The organism is Neptunicoccus cionae (assembly GCF_014643735.1).
GTDB lineage: Bacteria > Pseudomonadota > Alphaproteobacteria > Rhodobacterales > Rhodobacteraceae > Amylibacter > Amylibacter cionae.
The window spans coordinates 223339-240149 of sequence record NZ_BMKA01000002.1; the positions used below are offsets into that span (position 1 = coordinate 223339).

A 16811-nucleotide genomic window follows, 5' to 3' on the forward strand; every position below is an offset into this window, starting at 1 on the left:
GAGGAAATCCCTGCGCCAGATTATAGAAGGACATACTATGCCAGAAGTTACACGCGCCCACGGAAATGGCCGGATGAGCCAGATCGTCACCCACGGCGACACGATTTATCTTGCCGGACAGGTCGGCACCGCCGGTGCATCTGTGACTCAGCAAACGCAGGACATTCTCGACAAGATCGACGCCCTGCTGGCAGAGGCCGGATCGGACAAAACCAAAATCTTGCAAGCGATCATCTGGATGGATGACATGGCAGATTTTGCGGAAATGAACGCGGTTTGGGATGCATGGGTGCCACAGGGCAACGAACCCGCCCGCGCCGCCGGCTCTGCCCATCTTGCGACACCGGACTATAAAGTAGAGATCATCATCACAGCGGCGAAGTGATCCCCGCGTAAGAAACGCGCCTCCCGCACATGCGCGGGAGGCGCACCTAAAGCTTAGACCGCTTTTCGCGCCCTCAGCGCTGCGGAGATCGTCCCGTCATCGAGATAATCCAGCTCCCCGCCAATCGGAACACCCTGCGCCAGAGAGGTCACAGAGACTCCTGCCTCTTCCAACTGTTCGGCGATGTAGTGAGCCGTGGTCTGCCCGTCCACGGTGGCATTCAACGCAAGGATCACTTCGGTGATTTCCTCGTCCAGCACACGGCGGATCAGGGCGGGAATACGCAGTTCTTCCGGTCCGACCCCATCCAGTGCAGACAATGACCCGCCGAGTACGTGATAGCGCCCCTTGAACACACCTGAACGATCCATCGCCCAAAGATCGGCCACATCTTCCACAACACAGATTTGCCCGTTGGAGCGGCGTGTATCTTCGCAAATGTCACAGCGGTCCCGCGTGCCGATATTGCCGCAGACCAAACACTCCCGCGCGGTGGCAGCCACTGCAAACATGGCATCCGCCAGCGGGGTCAGCAACAAAGCCCGTTTCTTGATCAGATGCAACACCGCACGACGGGCCGAGCGCGGTCCCATGCCGGGCAGCTTCGCCATCAGGGCGATCAGCCCGTCAATGTCCTGGTTCTTACTGTCCAAGCCCGTCTCCATCCATTTTCGTCAAATATCCCCCGCGGAGCGATCCCGAACCCGCCGGAATCGCGCCCTTGTCAGGGGATTAACCACCCGACCGGATCAGAAGGGCAGCTTCATACCTTCGGGCAGGTTCAGCCCTTCGGTCACTTTGCCCATCTCCGCCTGCGCGGTTTCTGCGGCGCGGGCCTGACCGTCCTTGATCGCGGCAACGATCAGGTCTTCGACCACCTCTTTGTCGTCAGCAACAAACAGACTCGGGTCGATATTGATGCCTTTGACATCGCCCTTGGCTGTCACAGTGACCTTCACCATTCCGGCACCGGCTTCACCCTCGACGGTGATTTCATCCAGCTTGGCTTGTGCTTCGGCCATCTTGCCTTGCATTTCCTGTGCCTGTTTCATGATCTTGGCCATATCGCCAAGTCCACCTAAACCCTTCAGCATTGCTTTACTCCTGCAAATTCGATCCGCCTCTCATTACCCTGCATCGCAGCGCGTCACAAGATAAGCTCTAAGGTAAGACTTTTACGGCTGGTTCAAGACCTCGTGCCGATGTTGCGCACAAATCGCGCCGCCCAGATCATCGCCGCACTGCCCGCCAGAACAGCCGCCAGCGCCTGCCCGTAAACCACACCGGGGGCCGCCAGCCATTGCCCCATCAGCACGCAGCACGGAAAGATCAGCACACCGTCCCGCAGCCAGTTGCACGCGGTGGAATAGATCGGCCGCCCCAGATTGTTAAACGCCGCATTGGACACAAACAGCGCCCCGGTGAACATATAGCCCCCTGCCCCGATCAGCATAAAGGCCATCAGCACTTCGGCAGCGGTGCCTTCCAGCCCGAACAGTTGGGCGACAGGGTTGCGCAGCAGGGCAAGGATGCTCCAACTGATCAGCGTATAGAGCGCGCAGAACTTCAGCGCATCGCGATAGGTTTGTTGCACCCGCTCGAATTGCCCCGCCCCGTAATTCTGCCCGATAATCCCGCCAATCGCCCCCGAGAGCGAGAATATCCCGCCAAAGGCCAGCACCGCCAGACGGCTGACAACGGCCCAGCCCGCAACGGCCGCATCGCCGTAGGCGCTGATCACTTTGGTCAGGATGTAGTTACCAAAGGGCGTGGATAACTGGGTCATCACCGCTGGAACGGCTATCATCAGAAAGGGACGCAGCAACTGGCGCATCACTGTGCGGTTGACTGGACCAACCATGTCATAGACGTGGATCACGAACCAGACGGACAGCGCAGCCGACAATCCGCGAGAGATCACGATCCCCCAAGCAGCGCCTTCAAATCCCATATCCAGCCCGATGATAAGTACCGGATCAATCACCATCGCCATCAGCCCCGCGGACATTGTCACCGCCATAGACCGCACCGCATCCCCGATAGAGCGCAGCACCGCCGAGCCAACCATCCCAAGCGCCATGAACGGCAGGCTTGGCACGCTGATCGAAAGGAACCGCGCCGCATCCGCCTGTGTCTGGCCTTCCGCCCCGGCAAAGGCAAGGATCTCAAAGCGGTAGACCAGAACCAGCGTCGCCATGACTACCTGAAACACGAACGTGAAGATCGCCGCGCTGGTGGTTTGCTGTCGGGCCAGTTCGGTATTGCCCTGCCCGATAGATTTGGACACCAGCGCCATGCTTGCGATCATCAACCCAATGCCGGTGGAGATGGTAAAGAACTGGATCGTCCACGCAAAGCCGAGCGCTGCCACCAACCCCTGATCGCCCAGTGTGCTGACCCAGAACAGCGTGGCCACATCCACAAGGAACATGAACACCAGCCCCAGCGATCCGGTTAGGGTCATAACAACCACATGACGCATAATCGATCCTGTCAGAAAGCGTGCTTTTTTGTCCGGCTCTGCTGCCGGTATTTCCGTGTCTGTTCCAGCCATTTATTCTGCTGCCTCCGCAGGTAATATTGTACGCGCAAAGACGGTTTCATACCCCATGCGCGGGTGGCGGGGGATCATCAGGGACAGGATAAGCGACAGCACCGCCACGGAGGCCGCAAAGATGAACACCGCCGCAGGGGATTGCAGCCACAGATACCCCAGCATCGCAGGCAAAAGCACCGCGCCGATGTGGTTAATCGTAAAAGCCACCGCCGCTGTGGGGGCAATATCCGACGGATGGGCGATCTTCTGGAAATAGGTCTTCTGCGCAAAGGCCAACGCAAAGAAAAGATGGTCGATCACATAAAGCGCCGCTGCCACCAGCACGCCCCAGCCGAACATATAGATGCCGCCATAGGCACAAAACACCAGAATGAGCCCGACATATTCAAAGACAAGCGCATTGCGCTCTCCCATCTTTGACACAAAACGGCCCATCAGCGGGGCAAAGATCATGTTCGCGACATAGTTGATCAGGAACAGGGCCGTGACCTCATGCACTTCAAAGCCGAAGCGTTCTACCATCATGAAGGCCGCGAAAACCATGAAAATCTGCCGCCTCGCCCCCGCCGCCGCTTGCAGGCTGTAATACAGCCAATAGCGTTTGCGGAAGATCATCTTGTTGTGCTGTTTGTGGGGGGCCTCAAATGTGGGATAGGCAAACCAGCAGAACGCCGTCATCACCACAGCCACACCGCCGCCAATCATATAGATGGTGTTGTAGTCCCAGCCCAGAACCTTCCAGACCAGCACAATCGCACCATACGCCAGCAGAGAGGCCGCCGACCCGATGGCCACCATCCAGCCCAGCACTTGGGGCGCACGGTCCTTGCTGATCCATTGCAGCTCCAGCGACATTTTCACGGTTTCATAGTAATGGAACCCGATAGAGCCGATCATAGTGGTCACCATCAGCCCCAGAAAGCTGGGAAACCAAGCAGTGACAGCTACGGCGATTCCCAGTGCAAACAGAGAGACCACCGCCAGAACCTGTTCGCGCACGAACCATAGCACGTAGATCACGCCGATTGCCAAAAAGCCCGGAATCTCGCGGATGGAGTGGAGCCAGCCGATATTGGACCCGTCGAACTGCGCCACCTCGATCACAAAATTATTCAGCAGCGCCAGCCACGTAGAAAAGGCCAACGGCATGACAAAGGCCATAAGCCCCAGCAGGACAACAGGCCGCCGCCAAAGCGGCAGTTCGTGGGCGTCTGCGATTTTCACGGCTGTCTTTTGCATGGGTAAATCCTCTCCCAACCGCGCGGGTCGGGCCAGTAATTTGCCCATACCAAAACGGTTCCGCATATCCAATGACGGGAAAACGGGGATAATGCCAGACAAAAAGCCTTAGATACCGGAATTACGCGGGGACGATCTCGCCCGCTTCCAGCCGCACCATACGGTCCATCCTTGCGGCCAGTTCCAGATTATGGGTCGCGATCAGAGCGGCCATGCCCGACGCACGCACCAGTTCCATCAGGGCCGCAAACACCGTGTCAGACGTGTTCGGATCAAGGTTTCCCGTCGGCTCATCCGCGAGCAAAACCCGCGGTTTATTGGCGAGCGCACGGCAAAACGCGACCCGTTGCTGTTCACCGCCCGACAGCTCGCCGGGGCGGTGGCTGGCGCGGTCTTTCAGACCCACACGATCAAGGAGTTCCTGTGCGTGTTTCTCTGCCTCGGCGCGGCTTACACCGTTGGCCAGTTGCGGCAGCACCACGTTTTCAAGTCCGGTAAATTCCTGCAACAGGTGGTGAAACTGATAGACAAACCCCACATCCTGCCGCCGCAGCCGCGTGCGCGCGCGATCCCCGCCGCCAACAGGTTTACCGCCGATCTTCACTTCGCCGGTATCAGGCGTATCCAGCAGCCCCGCAATGTGCAGCAGCGTTGATTTGCCAGCACCAGACGGGGCAACCATCGCCACCACTTCACCTTCGGCCAATTCCAGATCAACGCCGTTCAACACACGGACTTCGGTAGGTTTACCAAGGTTATAGCCCTTGGTGATCCCGCTCAACTGAAGTGCTTTATTCATAGCGAAGGGCCTCAACATATAGGCAAACTGGTTTGCCTGATCTGCTTGTGATCTGGCGGTTCGATCGTTCCAGACGAGACAGTTTATTCATAACGCAGCGCCTCAACCGGGTTCATACGGGCGGCGCGTCTGGCGGGGAAATAGGTCGCGCCAAAGGCCAGCCCGAGGGACAGAATCACAGCGCTCGCCACATCGCCGAGTTGCAGTTCTGCAGGAAGGGTGGAGAGCATCCGCACCGAAGGATCCCAGACACCGCCACCGGCAACCAGATTAACGAAGTTGAAGATCGGGTCGATGTAGATCGCGAACAAACACCCGAGGATCACCCCGAGGATCGTGCCCACAACGCCGATAGACGCGCCGCAGATGAAAAACACCCGCAGGATTGATCCCTGCGTCAGCCCCATCGTGCGCAAAATACCCACATCGCGTCCCTTGTTCTTTACCAACATGATCAGGCCGGAGACGATATTCATCGAGGCGATCAGCACCAGGATGGACAGAATAATAAACATGATGTTGTCCTCCATCTCTAGCGCGCGCAGAAAGCCGCCGCTGGCGTTTTTCCATGTCCAGACCAGCGTATTTTCTCCGGAAGCCGCCATAAGCGGCTCTACCATTCTGCCGACATCGTCCGGGTTTTCGACCTGAACCTCGAATTCATCGACGACACCGTCGCGATTAAAATAAATCTGCGCCTCGCTCATCGGCATATAGACGCGGGTGCGGTCGATGTCATAGCGCCCCACCCCGAAAATATAAACCACCTCATAGGCGCTGACCCGCGGGCTGGTGCCAAAGGCGGTTTTAATCCCGTCCGGTGAGATCAGCGTGATCTTATCCCCAAGCGCCAGATCCAGTTCCCGCGCGATGCCAAGCCCGATGGCGACACCTTTGTTGAAATTCTCAAGATTGCCCAGCTGGGTTTCAGGGTTTACCACAAGGGGTATCGTCTTGATGTCCTCAAACCGTTCGCCAAACACCTCAACCCCTGTGTTGCGCCCGTTGGCCGAGGCCATGACCTGCCCCTTGACCACAGGTGCCACCCGCACAACGCCTTCGACCGCGCGCAGGTTTTCTGCAATCGGGTCAAAGTCGGAAAAGGTGCGCACGGTGCGGTTGTTCTCGTCCAGATGGGGCGAAACATAGACCGTAGCATGGGCATTTGCGCCAAGAATCGTGTTGGTAAATTCGGTGCGGAATCCGCTGCGCACGGCCATTGTTGCAATCAACGCAAAGACCGCCAGAGTGATCCCGATCAGGGAAATCCACGTCATCACCGAAACGCCACCCTCGCGGCGTTTGGCCCGCAGGTAGCGCCACGCGATCAGCCATTCAAACGGCGCGAAAGGGGGTGTTGTTCTCATGGTGTTACCTCTGTCAGAGGGCGTTTACGGCGGCGCATCAACAGGCCCAATCCGCGCAACAGGCCGAACCCTGCAAAGAACCCGCCCATAGCGAACAGAAAACCGTCAATCGTCAGCGGAACAGCGGGGCGAAAATCCTGCCATGCGCGGGCCGCGATCCCCTGATCCGAAAACCGCGACACATGGCTTAGCCGCTCAAACGGGCCTGCGCCGTTAAGCACGGCCAGATCCGCCTGCAACCCGTCGAGCCGCGCAAAGGTACGGCGCATATCGTTCTGGCGCGCCTTCTGAAATGCGTTGCCTGTCATGGACTCCAGCGCTTCATAGCGGGTCAGACCGACGTTCTGCGCACTTTTGTCAAAATCCGCAGCCACCAGTCGCAGTTCATCCACAGCACCGCCGAGACGCTGCACATATTGTTGCGTGTATTCAGGGAATTGCGATGCGGCGACCAAAAGGATCACCCCACCTCCCACGTTTAGTATCTGCCCCATGGGACCGCCTGTATCAAGCGCCCGCGTAAATGTCCTTTACCCGTGCCACTGCTTCTGCTGGTGTCATTTCCGTGCTTTCCCCCGTCTTACGCGAGGTGAGTTCGACGACACCATTTTTCAAACCTCTGGGGCCTACTGTAATACGCCAAGGCAAACCAATCAAATCCATTGTTGCGAATTTGCCCCCTGCCCGTTCCTTACGGTCATCGTAAAGCGGTTCCAATCCGGCAGCGGTAAGCTCTTTGTAAAGCTGTTCGCAGGCCGCATCAGCTTCTTCGTCACCCTGTTTCAGGTTCACAATACCCGCGTGATAGGGTGTGACGCCTTCGGGCCAGATGATGCCTTTATCGTCGTGGCTGGCCTCAATGATCGCGCCAAGCAGTCGGGACACGCCAATACCGTGGCTGCCCATGTGAACCGCAACAGGCTTGCCGTCCGGTCCCTGAACTTTGGCGTTCATCGCATCGGAGTATTTGGTGCCGAAGTAGAAAATCTGTCCGACTTCAATGCCCCGCGCGGTGCGGCGGCGTTCCTCGGGAACCTCATTAAACACAGCTTCGTCGTGGGTTTCATCCGTGCGGGCGTATTTGGTGGTGAACTCTTCCATGATGGACTGGCATTGCGCTTTGTCATCAAAATCAATCTCGCGGTCGCCAAAGGTCAGATCCGTGACGGCGCTGTCATAGAAGACCTCGGATTCACCGGTATCCGCCAGTACGAGGAATTCATGGGTGTCATCGCCCCCAATCGGGCCGGAATCCGCACGCATCGGGATCGCTTGCAGGCCCATACGCTCATAGGTGCGCAGATAGCTGACCAGATGACGGTTGTAGGCATGCAGCGCGTCTTCCTTGGTCAGGTCAAAATTATACCCGTCTTTCATATAAAACTCGCGGCCCCGCATCACCCCAAAGCGCGGACGGCGTTCGTCGCGGAATTTCCATTGAATCTGATAGAGCGTTAGGGGCAGGTCTTTGTAGCTGCTGACATGAGAGCGGAAAATATCGGTGATCAGTTCCTCGGCGGTGGGCGTGAACAGCATATCGCGGTCGTGACGGTCCTTGATGCGCAGCATTTCCTCGCCGTAGTCGTCATATCGCCCGCTTTCACGCCACAGGTCCGCGGACTGGATGGTCGGCATCAGCATCGGCATATGGCCCGCTTTCTGCTGTTCTTCATGCACAATATCTTCGATTTTGCGCAGAACCTTAAAGCCCATCGGCAACCACGAATAAATCCCGGCGCTCGATTGCTTGATCATACCGGCGCGCAGCATAAGGCGGTGGCTGACGATCGCGGCTTCGGCCGGATCTTCTTTCAGAACGGGCAGGAAATAACGGGACATGCGCATGGGATAGGCTCCAACTTCTCTTTGGCTATTGCTCTAGGCCAAACTGCAATGGGGTGCAACATGCGCTGCACCCGCAAGGGCCACGCCGGACAGCACGCCCGCTACCTTAAATTGAATCGTTGCCAGCACAGGACAATCTGCTTAGGGTTTACCGTATTTCAAGCAGTTTTTATTGAGGTCATCATGAATATGACGACAAAATCCCTTCTGGTTTGCCTGTCCGTATTCTTCGCAGGCTGCGCCGGAATTGATCGCGGCATCTTCGCACCGCCACAGGCCAGCCACGCGCTTATGCAGCCTATCGGCTTCCTTGACGTCCGCTTTTTCGGCGACACCGCACCGGACAGTCTGGACGACGAGGTGGACACCTTCGCCCAGCGCCTGCGCGCAGTGCGCCGCGAAGGGGACGGGTTGCATATTCTCGCCCTGTCAGGGGGCGGCCCGAACGGCGCTTTTGGTGCTGGTGTCATGAAAGGTTGGAGCGCCTCGGGCACCCGTCCCGAATTTGACATCGTCACTGGCATCTCCACCGGATCAATCATCGCACCTTTCGCGTTCCTTGGCCCCGATTATGACGACCAGATCGGCGAGTTTTACAAGACAGCCAGAACAGACGCGCTGGTGCGTAAACGGTTTCTTGCCGGCATTTTTGGCGGCGGTTCGCTTTACTCGACAGCACCTTTGAAACGGGTGATCGACTCTGTTGTCACCCCCGAATTTGTCGGCGCACTGGCGGATGAATATGCTCGCGGGCGGTTGCTGCTGATTGGCACCACAAACATGGACGCCGAACGCCCTGTGGTTTGGAACGTCACCGAAATCGCCAGCTATCGCAGCGAGGATGCCCGCGCCCTGATCCGAGATGTGATCCTTGCTTCTGCTTCCATCCCGATCATGTTCACGCCGGTCCGCTTTAACGTGACCGATGGCACCGAAGACTTCACCGAGCTTCACGCAGACGGCGGGCTGACACAGGAAATCTTTACCTACTCCCCCGAATTGCCAGTGCGCAGCTATCTGCGCCGTGCGGGGCTCGCCCATCGTGACAACAGGGTTTGGGTGATCCACAACAACCTGATCAACCCTGTCTATCAGCCCCAGAAAACCGGACTGCGCCACATCGGAGAGCGCACCCTGTCCACCCTGATCAAAAGCCAAAGCGTCGGGGACCTACAGCGCATTGCAGCCCTTGCAAAGCGTGACGGATTTTCCCTGCGCGCGATGATCATGCCCGCCCGTTTCACCGATAAATCCCGCGAGCTGTTCGACCCCGCCTATATGACCCGCCTCTATGCAGTGGGCGAAGCGATGGGCCGTCAGCCAAGCTCTTGGGGGCGCAAACTCGAAAGCCTGTTCGAGCGGGACAGACGCGAAGGCGAAGCGGCGATTGCCGCCATAAACGCGGTGCAGGTGCAACTTGAAAGCCAGTGACTAGCCTTCAGTCGCGCGGTTGCGGCTGTGGTGTTTCATCCCGTTGATCTGCGCCCATAATACCGCCGCGAAAATCAGCACCCCCCCTGTGAGGGTGGCGGCAGGGGGTGTTTCAGATAGAATTAGGAACGCCAGAACAGGGGCCAGCGGTGTTTCAAGCGCGCCGATCAAGGCCACCTCGGCGGCTGGAATGCGCCGCGCGCCTTCCAGCATCAGCACCGAAGCCGCTGCAAAGACCGCGCCAAAGGCCACCAGTATCCACCGCTCTTGCGTGCTGACCGTAACCGGATCGGTAAACATCAGCGCGAAGGGCAGCAACAGCATCGCTGACAGGGCAGACGGTAAAGCCGCAGGTGTTTGCGGCCAGCGGCGGTAAATCAGGAAAGATGCGGACATCATTAGCGTCATCCAGAATGCCAAAAGATCGCCCGCCAGACCACCTCCCTGCACGCTGCCGCCCGCCAAAATGCCAACCCCTGCCGCCGTAGCAATGCTGGCAATGACAACCCTGCGGCTTGGCCGTTCCCCCAACATCACCCACGCCAGCGCCGCTGTCACAAAAGGTGCCGTTGCCCAGATCAGGGCAACATTTGCCACGCTCGACAGTTTAAAGGCGGGGATAAATGCCGCCGTGCCGGATGCCATCAGCACAGTGGCCAGCCACGCTGGCGGGCGCATCATTTTCCATTCCCGTCGCAGCCCCTCCGTCAGAAGCAGATAGATAAACGTGAACCCTGTGGCCGCCAGACCGCGCCAGAAGATCACGCTCCAAGCATCCGCATCGACTCCGCGTGTGAAAATACCCGCACTGGCCCAGATCAGGGCAGAGAAAGTAACGAGCATAACCCCAAGCGTGTAGTGTCGATCCATTGCATTAATCCTTTTGCGAATACCCCTGTCTCGCACAACACTCCTGACATGTATCTGTCAGGAGTGTTGTGCTAACGTCGGGCAAAGACAGGAAAGCCGATGGCCCGATCCAGCAGAATGTTCGAAATTATCCAGTTGCTCCGCTCCGCTCGGGAGCCTCTGACAGCGCAGCATCTTGCCAAGGCGCTGGAAGTGACGCCCCGCACGGTCTACCGCGATGTTGCCAGCTTGCAGGCCATGCGGGTGCCCATCGAAGGCGCGGCGGGAGTCGGGTATGTGATGCGGTCCGGCTTTGATCTGCCGCCGCTGAATTTCGACGTGGAGGAAGCCGAAGCCATAACAGTCGGCCTGTCGATGATCGCGCGCACTGGGGATAAAGCGCTCGGGCGGGCGGCGGCGCGGGCTGCGGCAAAGATATCCCAAGCCACGCCGCTCAGTGAAACCCTGCTGTCGTCATCATGGGGGGCAGAGGCACCCAACGGCATTGATCTATCAGACATCCGCCGCGCCATTCGCGAAGAGGAAAAGCTGCGGATCGAATACCTTGATGGTGACAATGCGGCCACGCAGCGTATCATCCTGCCCCTGTCGATCATCTATTACGCCGAGGCCATCGTGCTGCCCGCGTGGTGCGAATTACGGCAGGATTTCAGACACTTCAGGGCAGACCGGCTTCAGCGTCAGCCCGAACCCTGTGGCCGTTTCACAGGCCGCTCCGGAACGTTGCGGCAACAATGGGCCGCGCACCACGCCCGAGATTTATAGGCGTGATATACAAGCGTGCGGGCGCTCGGTTACTTTCAACTCTCGATCAAACGGCTTTCCAGCCCCATAGAGCGGGCGAGCTCTGCCAGACGGGTCTCTACCACCTCGCCGCCAAACGCGGCAATCTTGGCGGGGAGGTGCAGTTCAAGCGTGCCTTCCCCCTGAACCAGTTTGGCACGGCGCAAAACGGTCCGGTCCCCGCCCGCCAGTGACGCACCAAGCCGCATCGCCTTTCCGATGATTTGCGCCCCCTTGTACTGTTCGTCGTTCAACAGCGGTCGTAGCGCTTTGTATTTATCCAGTTTGCCACTTTTGCGGTAGCGGTGCAGCAGCGCCATCGCCAGCAACACGCGCCCGGTATGATCGAGGCCCCCAAGATTGCCCCGCGAAGCATTATCAAAGCATTCCTCGGCACGGGAGCTCGGGTCAGAGCGCCAGCTGACATCGTGTAGCAAGGCCGCTGCCAGCGTAATCCGTTCCCAGCGGTCGGGATCGGGCAGAAGGGGCAGTATCCAACGGGCGAGTTCCGCACCGAATCCCGGAAAACGTGCCGACGTGCGCTCGCTGAACAGGCAGGCCTCTATTAACGGATCGCGGGCGCGCAGGTCTTCGGGCATCTGTTCATACAGCAACCCTTCGCGCAGACCATAACTGGAAATCGCAACCTCTTTGGGATCAAACACATCCACCAGATGCCGCAGCACGCGGGCTGCCATCGGCACCAATGTCAGGCGGTCTACACTGGTGCTCGACAGCGCGCGGAATTCGTCCAGCGTGGCGGTTTCGATCCAGTCCAGCGTTTCCGCCAGACGTCTGCGCGACAGTTTATATTCATGCAATACCTGCAACGGATAGTCCCGCCGCGCCATATCCAGCTTGGCAATAGCGCGGTAAGAGCCGCCGACCAGAAACAGCGTCGGATAGTCCTTGGACATCGTCTTGCGTAGATCGTGCAGCGTGTCACGGATATGGGTGTCGAGATCCCCTTCCACCCCCGCAAGACGCAATGGTGCAAGCGGGGATGTCAGACGCTCTCCGATTTCGCCGCTGTTAAGTTCAACCAGCTCCATCGACGCCCCGCCAATGTCACTGACCAGCCCGTCGGCCCCCGGCCAGCCAAGCAGAACACCCTGCGCGGACAGGCGGGCCTCTTCTACGCCGCTGGCAACGGTGACTTCGATGCCGGTCTTTGCCAACACCTCTGTGCAAAAGGCAGGGCCGTCCTCTGCCTCGCGCACGGCGGCGGTGGCAACGGTTGTCAGCGATTGCACCTTGAAGCTTTTGGCAAGGGCGGCAAACCGGATCATCGCGGACAGGGCGCGTGCGCGGCCTTCGGGATTCAGCTTTCCGGTTTCAGACATGCCTTTGCCAAGGCCGCACATCACCTTTTCGTTGTAAAAATACGCCGGAGACCGCGCCGCGCCATCAAACACCACCATGCGGACAGAGTTCGAGCCCACGTCGATCACCCCAACCCGTTCAAGTGCTGCAAATTTGGTTGTGATTTTCACGCGTCGTTCCCCCTAAACCGCCCCCGTCCCTGCCGTTGCGCAGGTTTAGGTTTCATCGCTGTGCATCAGTTCCGGCACGTCCTTTGCCCCGACAGAACCGCGCCCTGACAAGGACGGATTCTCCATAAAGAAGCGGTGACAGTTGAACCGTTTGTCACCCTCTTCATCGGGCTCCCGCAGATAGCTGCCATCGGGTTGCAGCACCCATGAATTCGCCCGATCCGCCATATTGGCGGCCATGATCTGGCTCATGATTTGGGCGTGGACGGTCTTGTTGGTGATCTCCACCAGCGATTCTACACGGTGGTTCAGGTTGCGCCCCATCCAGTCCGCCGAGGACATGAAAACGCGCGCCTTTTTGTCCGGCAGGCCATAGCCGTTGCCAAAGCAGACAATCCGCGAATGTTCCAGAAACCGTCCGACGATAGATTTAACCCGCACATTTTCCGAAAGCCCTTTGATCCCGGGCCGCAACCCGCAAATGCCCCGCACCACAAGGTCGATTTTCACGCCAGCCTGACTGGCCGTGTAAAGCGCATCAATCACATCCCCGTCGATCAGCGCGTTCATTTTGGCCCAGATCACCCCCGGCTTGCCGTCTTTGACCGCCTCCACCTCATTGTGGATCATGGCCAGAAGATCCCGCTTCAAAAACATCGGCGAGACAGAGAGCTGTTGCAGCCCTTCAGGTTCCACATAGCCGGAGATAAAGTTAAAAACCTTGGTCGCGTCGTGGCCAAGCTGTTTGTTGCAGGTAAAGAATGACAGATCGGTATAGAACCGCGCGGTGATCGGGTGATAGTTGCCGGTGCCAAAATGGGTATAGGTGACCAGCTCTGCCCCCTCGCGCCGCACAACGGTAGACAGTTTCGCATGGGTTTTGAGGTCTAGAAATCCGTAAACCACATGAGCGCCTGCGCGCTCCAACCGGCGGGACTGGCGGATATTGGCGGCTTCATCGAAACGCGCCTTCAGTTCCACCAGCGCTGTGACAGATTTACCTTCCTCGGCGGCTTCGCAAAGCGCCTCCACGATAGAGCTTTCGTTTGATGTCCGGTAAAGCGTCTGTTTGATCGCCACCACAGCCGGATCGCGGGCCGCTTGGCGCAGGAAATCCACGACAATGTCGAAGGTTTCATAAGGGTGATGCAGCAGCATATCCTTTTGACGGATGGCGGCGAAAATATCCCCTTCAAAATCCTGCACCCGCTCTGGCACGCGGGGTTTGAAGGCGGGCCACTGCAAATCCTTGCGGGTGTCCAGAATAAGCGCGCCGAGATCGGACACGCCCAGCAAACCCTCCACCTCTATCGCTTCATCAGAGGTCAGGCCCAGCGCCCCGAAAATCACATCCCGCAGGGCCGAAGGCGCACCCGCTGAAATGGTCATACGGATCACCTCGCCGCGGCGGCGGCGTTTCAGGGCGATCTCAAACTCGCGCAGCAGGTCTTCGGCTTCGTCTTCCAGTTCCAGATCACTGTCGCGCAACAGGCGAAAGGCGCAATGCCCGTCCACTGTGTACCCCGGAAACAACTGGTCGATGAACTTCAGCAGCACCTCTTCCAGCATGATCAGCCGCTGGGTGCCCCCCGGACCGTCTGGCAGCGGAATGAATCGTTGCACCTGTGCGGGAATGGGCAGAAGCGACTGCAACACACGCTTGTCCTTCTTGCGTTTCAGTTGCAGCGCCAGCGTCAAACCGGTGTTCGGGATAAAGGGAAACGGGTGTGCCGGATCAATCGCCAGCGGTGTCAGGATCGGGAAAATCTGATCCACGAACACCTGCTTAAGGTAATCGCGATCGGCATCGTCCAGTTCGGTGCGCACCAGAATGTCGATGCCGACCTTTTCCATCTCCGCAATCAGCGCGACCCAGACTTCTTGCTGGACGTGCATCAAATGGCGCGCTTCCGCGTCGATCTGCACCAGCTGTTCCTTTGGCGTACGGCCGTCCAGCGCCGGTGTCTCTATGCCGTTACGTTCCAGTTCCCGCAGGCCAGCGACCCGCACGGAATAGAACTCGTCCAGATTGGTGCCGGAAATCGACAGCATCCTGACCCGCTCCAGCAATGGCAGACGGGGGTTCTGCGCCTCTTCCAGCACACGCCAGTTGAATTGCAGCCAGCTTAGCTCGCGGTTGAAGAAACGGTCTCTGCTGTTCTTATCAAGCAATGGCAGATCAAGCGGTTCTGGCGCAGGATTACGCAAAAAATCCGATTGCACCGTCCGTTCGACGGGTTGATCCGGCAAGTTGCCATCCATCACGGTCTCTCCTCTAGGCGGCGCAGGATTTCTGTCACCATACGGGGGCCAACGGGCCGTTTGCGTTGCAAAGAAAGGCGGTCCAACTCCCCCACAAGCGCGCGGATACCGGCAAACGAGCGTTCCGCGCGGCGCAGGATCATATCCACCACTCCGGGTTCCATCAAAAGCTGGCGATCCGCGCAAAGTTTCAGCAGCACTGCCGCCAAAAGCGTGTCATCGGGCGCACCAAGCTGCACAAGCTGGCTGCCTTCAATCCGGCTGGCGAGATCAGGCAGCGAAATTCCCCAACTGCGCGGCACCCCGCGCCCTGTCATCAACAGCGGATACCCGCCCTGCGCCATCAGGTTGTGTAAGTGGAACAAAGCTGCCTCCTGCGTCCGGTCCCCTGCGATTGCGGGCAGGTTTTCGACACACAAAGGCCCCCGCGCCAGTTGGGCCGCGTCCCGAACATCCCGCGCCTGCACAACAGTGGCTCCGGCAATATCGGCCCAGATGCGCCCCAGATGGGACTTTCCCGCCCCTTCAGGTCCGCTCAGCACCAGTTTGCCAAGGGGCCACTGGCGCCAGTCCTCAATCGCTGCGACCGCCAGACTGTTGGCCGGAGAGGTAAAGAAATCGTCCCGCCCGAACGCCGTGACCACCGGCAGATCAAAGACCAGTTGTTCAGCCATCGGCCTGCTCCTCTTCGGCGAGCCCTTTGTACAGGCGACCGTCCAAATACTGGCCAACACCGAAGCGGAAAAACACACCCAGACAGGCCGCAACCGGAACCGCGATCAACATGCCGGTGAACCCCATGAATGACCCGAATGCAGACAGCGCAAACATCAACCAGACCGGATGCAAGCCTACCGAACGGCCCACCAGTTTGGGCGTCAGGAAATTGCCCTCTATCATCTGCCCCGCAATGAAGATCGCCAGCACGGCGGCAATCCAGATCGGCGTGTCCCAGAACTGAAACAACGCCAGTCCGATGGACAGCGCCCCGCCGATGATGGAACCGACATAGGGAATAAACGTCAGCAGCCCAGCAATCAGGCCGACGACAATGCCAAACTGCAAACCGACGGCCATCAAAGCGACTGCGTAAAACGTGCCGAGAATAGCGCAAACCGTCAGCTGCCCGCGCACAAATCCTGCCAGCACATTATCCACCTGCCGCGCCAGATAGCGCACGGTTTCCAAATGGTCGCGGGGCACCCAACTGTCGATGGTGGCCACCATCCGGTCCCAGTCGAGCAGCATATAAAACGCCACGACAGGTGCCACGACGATAAAGATTGCCACATCCACTATGGTAAAGGCCGAGGCCAGCACAGCATTGGCCAGTTCCCCACCCTTGGAGCGGATGAACTCCACCAGCGTGCCCAGACCCTGACGCACGGCAGATGTCTCGTCGAAAAACTCGGGAAAGCGGGTCGAAATGAAATCCTGCAGCTTGCTCACATATTCGGGCAAGGCCGTCACAAATGCCGCCGTCTGTTTCACCAGCAACGGACCAAGTACGACCACCAGCACCAGAATCACCAACATCGCCATCAGGGTGATCAGCGTCGTCGCCAGTGCGCGTGATGCCCCCGCCCGTTCCAGCCGGTCCGCCACAGGATCAAGGAAATATGCGATGGTCATACCGGTAATAAAGGGCAACAGGACATTACCCAGCAGCCACATAGCCACCAGAACCAGCACCAGTCCGATCCCCCAGTACCGCACCTGCTCATTTGCACTTAAGGCCATGTAAGCTCCACCAAATTCCGAAATTCTTTTTAACCCAAGA

General features: G+C 58.5%; 16 protein-coding genes. 3 read left to right on the top strand and 13 right to left on the bottom strand.

Going from position 1 to position 16811, the window contains the following annotated elements:
• The first annotated feature begins 37 nt into the window (after positions 1 to 37).
• Positions 38 to 385 carry a RidA family protein gene (locus IEX10_RS06240; RefSeq protein WP_188672149.1) on the top strand — a complete coding sequence of 116 codons (348 nt, stop codon included), beginning with the start codon at positions 38 to 40 and terminating at the stop codon, positions 383 to 385.
• A gap of 53 nt (positions 386 to 438) precedes the next feature.
• On the opposite strand, the gene recR is transcribed toward IEX10_RS06240, so the two are convergent.
• The 8 genes from recR to proS all read right to left on the bottom strand — a co-directional run bounded on the left by recR (position 439) and on the right by proS (position 8192).
• Complete coding sequence (gene recR / locus IEX10_RS06245; RefSeq protein ID WP_268237033.1) at positions 439 to 1038, bottom strand: recombination mediator RecR; 600 nt, start codon at positions 1036 to 1038, stop codon at positions 439 to 441.
• 96 nt (positions 1039 to 1134) lie between these two features.
• Positions 1135 to 1479: a YbaB/EbfC family nucleoid-associated protein gene (locus IEX10_RS06250; protein WP_188672155.1), complete on the bottom strand. Its 345-nt coding sequence runs from the start codon at positions 1477 to 1479 to the stop codon at positions 1135 to 1137.
• Positions 1480 to 1571: 92 nt separating this feature from the next.
• Positions 1572 to 2939 carry an MATE family efflux transporter gene (locus IEX10_RS06255; protein WP_229678451.1) on the bottom strand — a complete coding sequence of 456 codons (1368 nt, stop codon included), beginning with the start codon at positions 2937 to 2939 and terminating at the stop codon, positions 1572 to 1574.
• The gene (locus IEX10_RS06260; RefSeq protein WP_188672159.1) at positions 2940 to 4181 is read right to left on the bottom strand and encodes an MFS transporter; all 1242 of its coding nucleotides are present in this window, start codon (positions 4179 to 4181) and stop codon (positions 2940 to 2942) included.
• A 121-nt stretch (positions 4182 to 4302) separates the two neighbouring features.
• Positions 4303 to 4980 carry an ABC transporter ATP-binding protein gene (locus tag IEX10_RS06265; protein ID WP_188672162.1) on the bottom strand — a complete coding sequence of 226 codons (678 nt, stop codon included), beginning with the start codon at positions 4978 to 4980 and terminating at the stop codon, positions 4303 to 4305.
• Between the two features lie 83 nt (positions 4981 to 5063).
• Complete coding sequence (locus IEX10_RS06270) at positions 5064 to 6347, bottom strand: lipoprotein-releasing ABC transporter permease subunit (protein ID WP_188672166.1); 1284 nt, start codon at positions 6345 to 6347, stop codon at positions 5064 to 5066.
• Positions 6344 to 6841 (bottom strand): DUF2937 family protein, encoded by a 498-nt coding sequence (locus tag IEX10_RS06275; protein WP_188672169.1) that lies wholly within the window; start codon positions 6839 to 6841, stop codon positions 6344 to 6346. Before IEX10_RS06275 ends, IEX10_RS06270 begins: the two co-directional genes overlap by 4 nt.
• A gap of 13 nt (positions 6842 to 6854) precedes the next feature.
• The gene (gene proS, locus IEX10_RS06280) at positions 6855 to 8192 is read right to left on the bottom strand and encodes a proline--tRNA ligase (protein ID WP_188672172.1); all 1338 of its coding nucleotides are present in this window, start codon (positions 8190 to 8192) and stop codon (positions 6855 to 6857) included.
• Positions 8193 to 8375: 183 nt separating this feature from the next.
• On the opposite strand from proS, the gene IEX10_RS06285 reads away from it, so the two are divergent.
• Complete coding sequence (locus tag IEX10_RS06285) at positions 8376 to 9623, top strand: patatin-like phospholipase family protein (protein WP_188672174.1); 1248 nt, start codon at positions 8376 to 8378, stop codon at positions 9621 to 9623.
• Here the strand turns inward: IEX10_RS06285 and IEX10_RS06290 are convergent, their stop codons facing one another.
• Positions 9624 to 10493, bottom strand: a complete 870-nt coding sequence (locus IEX10_RS06290; RefSeq protein ID WP_188672176.1) for a DMT family transporter — start codon at positions 10491 to 10493, stop codon at positions 9624 to 9626.
• Between the two features lie 99 nt (positions 10494 to 10592).
• On the opposite strand from IEX10_RS06290, the gene IEX10_RS06295 reads away from it, so the two are divergent.
• Entirely contained in the window at positions 10593 to 11258 is a 666-nt protein-coding gene (locus IEX10_RS06295) for a helix-turn-helix transcriptional regulator (RefSeq protein WP_188672178.1), read from the top strand.
• A gap of 35 nt (positions 11259 to 11293) precedes the next feature.
• Here the strand turns inward: IEX10_RS06295 and IEX10_RS06300 are convergent, their stop codons facing one another.
• From IEX10_RS06300 to IEX10_RS06315, 4 genes are read right to left on the bottom strand one after another with little or no spacing between them, the layout of a single operon-like run.
• Positions 11294 to 12769, bottom strand: coding sequence for a Ppx/GppA family phosphatase (locus IEX10_RS06300; RefSeq protein ID WP_229678452.1), 1476 nt, complete (start codon positions 12767 to 12769; stop codon positions 11294 to 11296).
• A 45-nt stretch (positions 12770 to 12814) separates the two neighbouring features.
• Positions 12815 to 15031 carry an RNA degradosome polyphosphate kinase gene (locus tag IEX10_RS06305; RefSeq protein ID WP_188672180.1) on the bottom strand — a complete coding sequence of 739 codons (2217 nt, stop codon included), beginning with the start codon at positions 15029 to 15031 and terminating at the stop codon, positions 12815 to 12817.
• Positions 15031 to 15705: a P-loop NTPase family protein gene (locus IEX10_RS06310; RefSeq protein ID WP_188672182.1), complete on the bottom strand. Its 675-nt coding sequence runs from the start codon at positions 15703 to 15705 to the stop codon at positions 15031 to 15033. The genes IEX10_RS06305 and IEX10_RS06310 overlap by 1 nt, the downstream gene beginning before the upstream one ends.
• On the bottom strand, positions 15698 to 16771 hold the full coding sequence (locus IEX10_RS06315) for an AI-2E family transporter (RefSeq protein ID WP_188672184.1): 1074 nt from the start codon (positions 16769 to 16771) through the stop codon (positions 15698 to 15700). Before IEX10_RS06315 ends, IEX10_RS06310 begins: the two co-directional genes overlap by 8 nt.
• Positions 16772 to 16811 lie beyond the last annotated feature (40 nt).

Excerpts from the sequence above, each read along its gene's own strand:
- IEX10_RS06265 (WP_188672162.1), bottom strand. The coding sequence starts at position 4,980 with ATGAATAAAGCACTTCAGTTGAGCGGGATCACCAAGGGCTATAACCTT.
- IEX10_RS06295 (WP_188672178.1), top strand. The coding sequence starts at position 10,593 with ATGGCCCGATCCAGCAGAATGTTCGAAATTATCCAGTTGCTCCGCTCC.
- IEX10_RS06270 (WP_188672166.1), bottom strand. The coding sequence starts at position 6,347 with ATGAGAACAACACCCCCTTTCGCGCCGTTTGAATGGCTGATCGCGTGG.
- IEX10_RS06240 (WP_188672149.1), top strand. The coding sequence starts at position 38 with ATGCCAGAAGTTACACGCGCCCACGGAAATGGCCGGATGAGCCAGATC.
- IEX10_RS06260 (WP_188672159.1), bottom strand. The coding sequence starts at position 4,181 with ATGCAAAAGACAGCCGTGAAAATCGCAGACGCCCACGAACTGCCGCTT.
- proS (WP_188672172.1), bottom strand. The coding sequence starts at position 8,192 with ATGCGCATGTCCCGTTATTTCCTGCCCGTTCTGAAAGAAGATCCGGCC.
- IEX10_RS06305 (WP_188672180.1), bottom strand. The coding sequence starts at position 15,031 with ATGGATGGCAACTTGCCGGATCAACCCGTCGAACGGACGGTGCAATCG.
- IEX10_RS06315 (WP_188672184.1), bottom strand. The coding sequence starts at position 16,771 with ATGGCCTTAAGTGCAAATGAGCAGGTGCGGTACTGGGGGATCGGACTG.
- IEX10_RS06255 (WP_229678451.1), bottom strand. The coding sequence starts at position 2,939 with ATGGCTGGAACAGACACGGAAATACCGGCAGCAGAGCCGGACAAAAAA.
- IEX10_RS06285 (WP_188672174.1), top strand. The coding sequence starts at position 8,376 with ATGAATATGACGACAAAATCCCTTCTGGTTTGCCTGTCCGTATTCTTC.
- IEX10_RS06290 (WP_188672176.1), bottom strand. The coding sequence starts at position 10,493 with ATGGATCGACACTACACGCTTGGGGTTATGCTCGTTACTTTCTCTGCC.
- IEX10_RS06310 (WP_188672182.1), bottom strand. The coding sequence starts at position 15,705 with ATGGCTGAACAACTGGTCTTTGATCTGCCGGTGGTCACGGCGTTCGGG.
- IEX10_RS06250 (WP_188672155.1), bottom strand. The coding sequence starts at position 1,479 with ATGCTGAAGGGTTTAGGTGGACTTGGCGATATGGCCAAGATCATGAAA.
- IEX10_RS06275 (WP_188672169.1), bottom strand. The coding sequence starts at position 6,841 with ATGGGGCAGATACTAAACGTGGGAGGTGGGGTGATCCTTTTGGTCGCC.